This is a genomic window from Corynebacterium sp. (assembly GCF_030535495.1).
Lineage (GTDB): Bacteria > Actinomycetota > Actinomycetes > Mycobacteriales > Mycobacteriaceae > Corynebacterium.
Map to the genome: position 1 here is coordinate 1 of NZ_JAUNRW010000083.1, position 5161 is coordinate 5161.

General features: G+C 66.6%; 8 protein-coding genes. 2 read left to right on the plus strand and 6 right to left on the minus strand.

Annotated elements, in window-relative coordinates; all coding sequences use genetic code 11:
- On the minus strand, positions 1-652 hold a 652-nt coding region (locus tag Q4F73_RS09555), incomplete at its 3' end, for a CNNM domain-containing protein (RefSeq protein ID WP_303359118.1).
- Between the two features lie 222 nt (positions 653-874).
- On the opposite strand from Q4F73_RS09555, the gene Q4F73_RS09560 reads away from it, so the two are divergent.
- The gene (locus Q4F73_RS09560; RefSeq protein WP_303359119.1) at positions 875-1711 is read left to right on the plus strand and encodes a Bax inhibitor-1/YccA family protein; all 837 of its coding nucleotides are present in this window, start codon (positions 875-877) and stop codon (positions 1709-1711) included.
- Between the two features lie 37 nt (positions 1712-1748).
- Here the strand turns inward: Q4F73_RS09560 and Q4F73_RS09565 are convergent, their stop codons facing one another.
- The 5 genes from Q4F73_RS09565 to Q4F73_RS09585 form a co-directional block, all read right to left on the minus strand.
- Complete coding sequence (locus Q4F73_RS09565) at positions 1749-2231, minus strand: hypothetical protein (protein WP_303359120.1); 483 nt, start codon at positions 2229-2231, stop codon at positions 1749-1751.
- Positions 2231-2665 carry a hypothetical protein gene (locus tag Q4F73_RS09570; RefSeq protein WP_303359121.1) on the minus strand — a complete coding sequence of 145 codons (435 nt, stop codon included), beginning with the start codon at positions 2663-2665 and terminating at the stop codon, positions 2231-2233. Before Q4F73_RS09570 ends, Q4F73_RS09565 begins: the two co-directional genes overlap by 1 nt.
- 7 nt (positions 2666-2672) lie before the next feature.
- Complete coding sequence (locus Q4F73_RS09575) at positions 2673-2954, minus strand: hypothetical protein (protein WP_303359122.1); 282 nt, start codon at positions 2952-2954, stop codon at positions 2673-2675.
- A gap of 40 nt (positions 2955-2994) precedes the next feature.
- Positions 2995-3519: a transcription elongation factor GreA gene (gene greA, locus Q4F73_RS09580; RefSeq protein ID WP_303359123.1), complete on the minus strand. Its 525-nt coding sequence runs from the start codon at positions 3517-3519 to the stop codon at positions 2995-2997.
- A 136-nt stretch (positions 3520-3655) separates the two neighbouring features.
- A complete protein-coding gene (locus tag Q4F73_RS09585; RefSeq protein WP_303359124.1) occupies positions 3656-4120 on the minus strand; it encodes a DUF4307 domain-containing protein in 465 nt (154 codons plus the stop codon).
- 123 nt (positions 4121-4243) lie between these two features.
- Between Q4F73_RS09585 and mca the strand changes: the two genes are divergently transcribed.
- Positions 4244-5149, plus strand: coding sequence for a mycothiol conjugate amidase Mca (mca, locus tag Q4F73_RS09590; RefSeq protein ID WP_303359125.1), 906 nt, complete (start codon positions 4244-4246; stop codon positions 5147-5149).
- Positions 5150-5161 lie beyond the last annotated feature (12 nt).

Genomic DNA, 5161 nt, shown 5'->3' on the forward strand with positions numbered 1-5161 from the left:
GGAAGTCCAGCAGGCGGTCGAGGACGAGGAAGGTCTGGTCGTCGAGTTCGCCGCTTTCCCGGGAGGAGGTGACGATGTGCTCGAGGTCCTCGGCGGTGGCGGTGGAATCGATGTCCTCCACCGGCTCGATGCGCAGCATGCGCAACAGGGCGTTGGAGGAGAAGTCGAAGAACCTGATCAACCAGCCGAAGACGGCCAGGTAGATGTTCGTCGAGCGGGCCAGTGCCCGGGAGGACTTCAGCGGGGCGGCGATGGTGTAGTTCTTCGGGAAGAGCTCACCGAAGATCATCTGCACCACCGTGGAGATCGCCAGCGCCAGGATGGTGCCCACGCCGATCGACACGGCCACCGGCACGCCGACGCCGCCGAGCAACACGCCCAGTGCCTCGCCGACCAACGGTTCGGCGATGAAACCGACCATGAGGCCGGTGACGGTGATGCCCAGCTGCGCGCCGGAGAGCATGAAGGAGGTCCGCTTGGTCACCTTGAGGGCGGCGGCGGCCTTGTCGTCCCCGGCCTCGGCACGCGAGCGCAGCTCGGTGCGGTCGACGGACATGAAGGCGAACTCCTGGGCCACGAAATAGCCGTTGGCCACGATGATCAGACCGATGATCACCAGTCCCAGGACGAGCAGGGCGACGGCGGTCAGCATGTGATCACCTGCCTCAGGCTGAGCTGGGACGATGTGGGTCTGTCAGGGGGAGGCTCCATGGAGGAGGCGGCCGCCTTTCGGGTCGTGTCGATGAAAACAGGAACAGCATACAGGAACGGACACGGTGTCGAGAAGATCTCTGCAACCGGGGAACAATCTGCGCCTTTGCTACGTTGTACGGGGTAGAAACACCAAGCGATCAGAAAGGACCGGGGTTTTATCGTGCGTAGCAGCAACCCTGTCATGAACTCACTCACCACCGCCAAGGGTGGCATCCAGACCGGTGCCTACCCCTCGGGTGCGCCGCAGGGTTACCAGGACCCGTACTCCGGCTACGGACAGTCCCCGGCCACCACGGGCGAGCGCCCGATGACCGTCGATGACATTGTGGCCAAGACCGGCATGACCCTCGCGGTCATCGTCGCCTTCGCCGTGCTCAACGTCGGCGTCCACGCCTTCATCAACCCGGGCCTGGCGCTCATCCTCACCGTCGTCGGTGCCATCGGTGGTCTCATCACCGTGCTGGTGGCCACCTTCGGCAAGAAGTACGGCTCCGCGGCCGTCACCCTCATCTACGCCGCTTTCGAGGGCCTGTTCGTCGGCGGCATCTCCCTGCTGTTCACCGGCGTCACCTTCGAGGGCATGAACGCCGACGCCGGCGTCATGATCGGCCAGGCCGTCATGGGCACCCTGGGTGTGTTCCTCGGCATGCTGTTCGTCTACAAGACCGGCGCCGTCAAGGTCACCCCGAAGTTCAACCGCATCCTCACCGGCGCCATCGTCGGCGTGCTGGTCCTGGTGGTGGGTAACCTCCTGCTGGCCATGTTCACCGGCATGAACCCGCTGCGTGACGGCGGCATGCTCGCCATCATCTTCTCCCTGGTCTGCATCGGTCTGGCAGCCATGAGCTTCCTCTCCGACTTCGACGCCGCCGACAAGATGATCCGCGCCGGCGCGCCGTCCAAGATGGCCTGGGGCGTGGCCCTCGGCCTGGCAGTCACCCTGGTCTGGCTCTACACCGAGATCCTGCGTCTGCTCTCGTACTTCCGGTCGAACTAAGCTCCACTGAAAAAGGGCCCCTTCGGGGGCCCTTTTTTCATTCCAGGATCAATGCCGTGGTGCGTTGCGCCTGGTGCTTATCGACGCTCCACTCGGCCACCACCCGGCGGAGGAACTCCTCGTCCTCACCCTCGTCGTTTTCGGCGTCCATCGCCAGGTGCAGGGCGAGGGCGGCCAGGGCCGCGTCCCACCCGATGCCGTGGATCGCGGGGCCGTAGGTCTCCCACAGCTCGTTGCGTTCGGTGGAGTAGGTGAGTGTCAGCGTGTTGTCGTCGATGGTGACGCCGAGTGTGCCGGACTCCCACCTGATCTCCAGCCGCTCCTCCGCCCGGCAGGTGAGGATCTCGATGTCCGCCGGGTCAACGGGCTCGAACCAGTGCTCCAGGCGGTGCGGATCGGTGATCGCCTCCCACAACTCGCGGGCGGAGGCGGTGTAGGTGCGGCTGAGCTCGACGCCGACGGTGGCGGCGTCATCGATCACCCGTCGGGTGACCAGGGGGATCTGCGCGAGCAGGCTCATCAGAAAATCACCTCGTCATCGTCGACGGTGACCCGGGAGTACACCAGGCCCTGCGGGCTGTTGACCGGATCGTGCAACCGCACCTCGACGTCGCGCGTGCGTTCCGTCCGGCCCTGCCGGCGGGTCTCGCGGGTGGCGGTGCCGGTGGCAGACGTCGACGTCCAGGACTCCCAGTCGATGCCGACCAGGCGATCGTCGTCGTCCGCACAGGACAGAGCCAGTGACGTCGGCTCGAATTCCGGGGCGCCGACGCACTCGATGACTCCGGGCCGCGGGCCTGCCGCCGCTGATGTGGTGGTGGCCGGGGTGGCGCGGAAGACCGTCGCCGTGTCGACCTTGAGGTCGGAGGGCTGCTCATTCGGCGGCGAGCAGGCAGCAAGCAGAACACCCAGGCCGAGGATGACGGAGGCCTGGGTGCGCGCAGATGGTGACACGGTCGTACTAGTTCTGGACCGGAGCTTCCTCGACGACAACGCCGTCCTGTCCGACGGTGTCCTCCTCGACCGGCTCCACCTCAGCCGTGGTGGCGGTGGCGGTGGTGGCCGTGGTGGTCTCGTCAGCGTCGGTCTCCGCCGGCGGGGCCTGGAACTCGGTGGCGGTGTCGACCTTGACGTCGGACGGCTGCTCGTTCGGCGGCGAGCAGGCGGCGAGAGCCAGGGCAGCGGCGGCAGCGCCGACGACGGCGGCACCCTTGCGGGCGAAGGTACGGGACGTGCGGGACATGGTGGGGATCCTCCGGGTAGTCACTGATTCGTATGTGAGATTACTTGCCCGAACGCGGCGTCGCGGCAAGTTGGGAGTCGTAGGGCTTCGCGGACTCCAGGGTCACAGTAATGGTGGCCCCGTTCGGGGCGGTGTACTCACGGGACTCGCCCTCGCGGGCGCCCAGGAGCGCGGCACCGAGCGGGGAGTGCTCGGAGTAGGTCTCCAGGTGCTCGTTGTCGGTGGCGGCGGCGCGGGTACCGATGAGGAAGGTCTCCTTGACGCTCTCGTCGCCGTTGTAGAAGACGTGGACGACGGAACCGACGAGGGCGACACCCTCGACGACGCCCTCGCGCTCAGTGGTGGAGTTGGCCAGGAGCTCGGAGATCTGCTTGATGCGGGCCTCCTCCTGGTCCTGCATCTCGCGGGCGGCGTCGTAACCGGCGTTCTCCTTGAGGTCACCCTCCTCGCGGCGCTCGTTGATCTCGGCAGCGACCACGGGGCGGTGGTCGATCAGTGCCTGCAGCTCAGCCTCGAGCTTCGCCTTCATTTCCGGGGTGATGTACTGCTTGCTGTTCTCAGCCATAGCTACGTAGCGTCCCTGCCTTCCCTGTACCTCGGGCCGGTGGGGGTGCACCTCCGGCGGGGATCCCCCGACGCGCACGTCACCCACCGGTGTGAACAATTGCCACGGATTTTAACACACGCCACCGGGAGTCGGGTCACTCAGTGGCCAGTGCCGGGCCCTCCGTGAGGTAGGCGGGGACACTGGTCGAGCAGCCGTAGACACTGCCGGAGACGGGCAGATCGCGGGAGGGGATGTCCACCTCGAAGCGCTGGACGGCGTCACCACCCGGCTTCACCAGGATCTCGCGGCGCCCCACCTCGGCCATCTCGTAGTTCATGGCCGTGACGATGCAGTAGGACTCCACGTTGGGATCCTCGCGGGTCACGTCCACCCACAGCCGCATCGTGTCGTCGGCCACGCGCTCATGGGAGACCATGGAGATGGTCACCTCACCGCGCTCGGCATCGGCCGCCATGTAGCGGGCGATGGCCACCGCCAGGCCCGCCAGCAGCACGACCGCCATAATGGCGATGGCCTTGCCCGTGAGGTTCCCCCGGGACTTCCGGGGGCGTTCGCCGCCGTAGCGGGCGGCGGAACGGGGCTGCGCGGGAGTGCTCATCAGTCTTCCTCTAACGACGGGGTGGGGTATCGGCCTCATCCTAGTCGCCGACACCTGGAAACTGCCCCATCGACTACCATGAGACAGGTTGCATACCCACGACACCACAGGAAGTGAGCGACGTTGAGCGGATTCCGGCTCCTGGCGATCCACGCCCACCCCGATGACGAGGCCTCGAAGGGGGCGGCCACCACCGCCCGCTACGCGGCGGAGGGCAACCGGGTGATGGTGCTCACGTGCACCGGTGGTGAGCGCGGTGACATCCTCAACCCGGCGATGGACAGGCCCGGGATCCTCGAGGACATCGTCAACGTCCGCCGCGCCGAGATGGCCACCGCGGCTGCCGCCCTCGGAGTGGAGCATGTGTGGCTGGGCCACGAGGACTCCGGCCTGCCGCAGGGGGATCCGCTGCCCCCGCTGCCGGAGGGCTGCTTCGCCCTCGAGCCGGGGCTGGAGGTGGCGAAGGAATTCGTCGGGATCATCCGCGAGTTCCGCCCGCACGTCATCGTCACCTACGACGAGAACGGCGGTTACCCGCACCCCGATCACCTCAAGGTGCACGAGGCGTCCATGCTGGCGTGGGAGAACGCCGGTAATCCTGACTTCGCCCCGGAGCTCGGGGAACCCTGGACCCCGCTGAAGCTGTACTACACCCACGGTTTCGTGAGGCAGCGGATGAAGATGTTCCATGACCTGCTCATCAGGGAGGGGCGCACGAGTCCCTACGGTCCGATGCTGGAGCGCTGGGAGCAGAACAAGGCCGACATCATGGCCCGGGTGACCACCCAGGTCGAGTGCTCCGCCTACTTCCCCCACCGGGAGGCGGCCCTGCGGGCGCACGCCACCCAGATCGATCCGGCCGGTGCCTTCCTGGCCACCCCCGCCGAGGTGCAGCAGCAGCTGTGGCCGACCGAGGAGTTCGAACTGGCCCGCACCCGGGTGGCGACCTCACTGCCGGAGGACGATCTTTTCGCCGGCATCACTGACATCACTGACCTCACGGACATCACGGAAGAAAACGATGCTTGATCTCACAGAACT

Coding starts and splice junctions, on each gene's coding strand:
- Q4F73_RS09565 (WP_303359120.1), bottom strand. CDS start 2,231: ATGAGCCTGCTCGCGCAGATCCCCCTGGTCACCCGACGGGTGATCGAT.
- Q4F73_RS09575 (WP_303359122.1), bottom strand. CDS start 2,954: ATGTCCCGCACGTCCCGTACCTTCGCCCGCAAGGGTGCCGCCGTCGTC.
- greA (WP_303359123.1), bottom strand. CDS start 3,519: ATGGCTGAGAACAGCAAGCAGTACATCACCCCGGAAATGAAGGCGAAG.
- Q4F73_RS09585 (WP_303359124.1), bottom strand. CDS start 4,120: ATGAGCACTCCCGCGCAGCCCCGTTCCGCCGCCCGCTACGGCGGCGAA.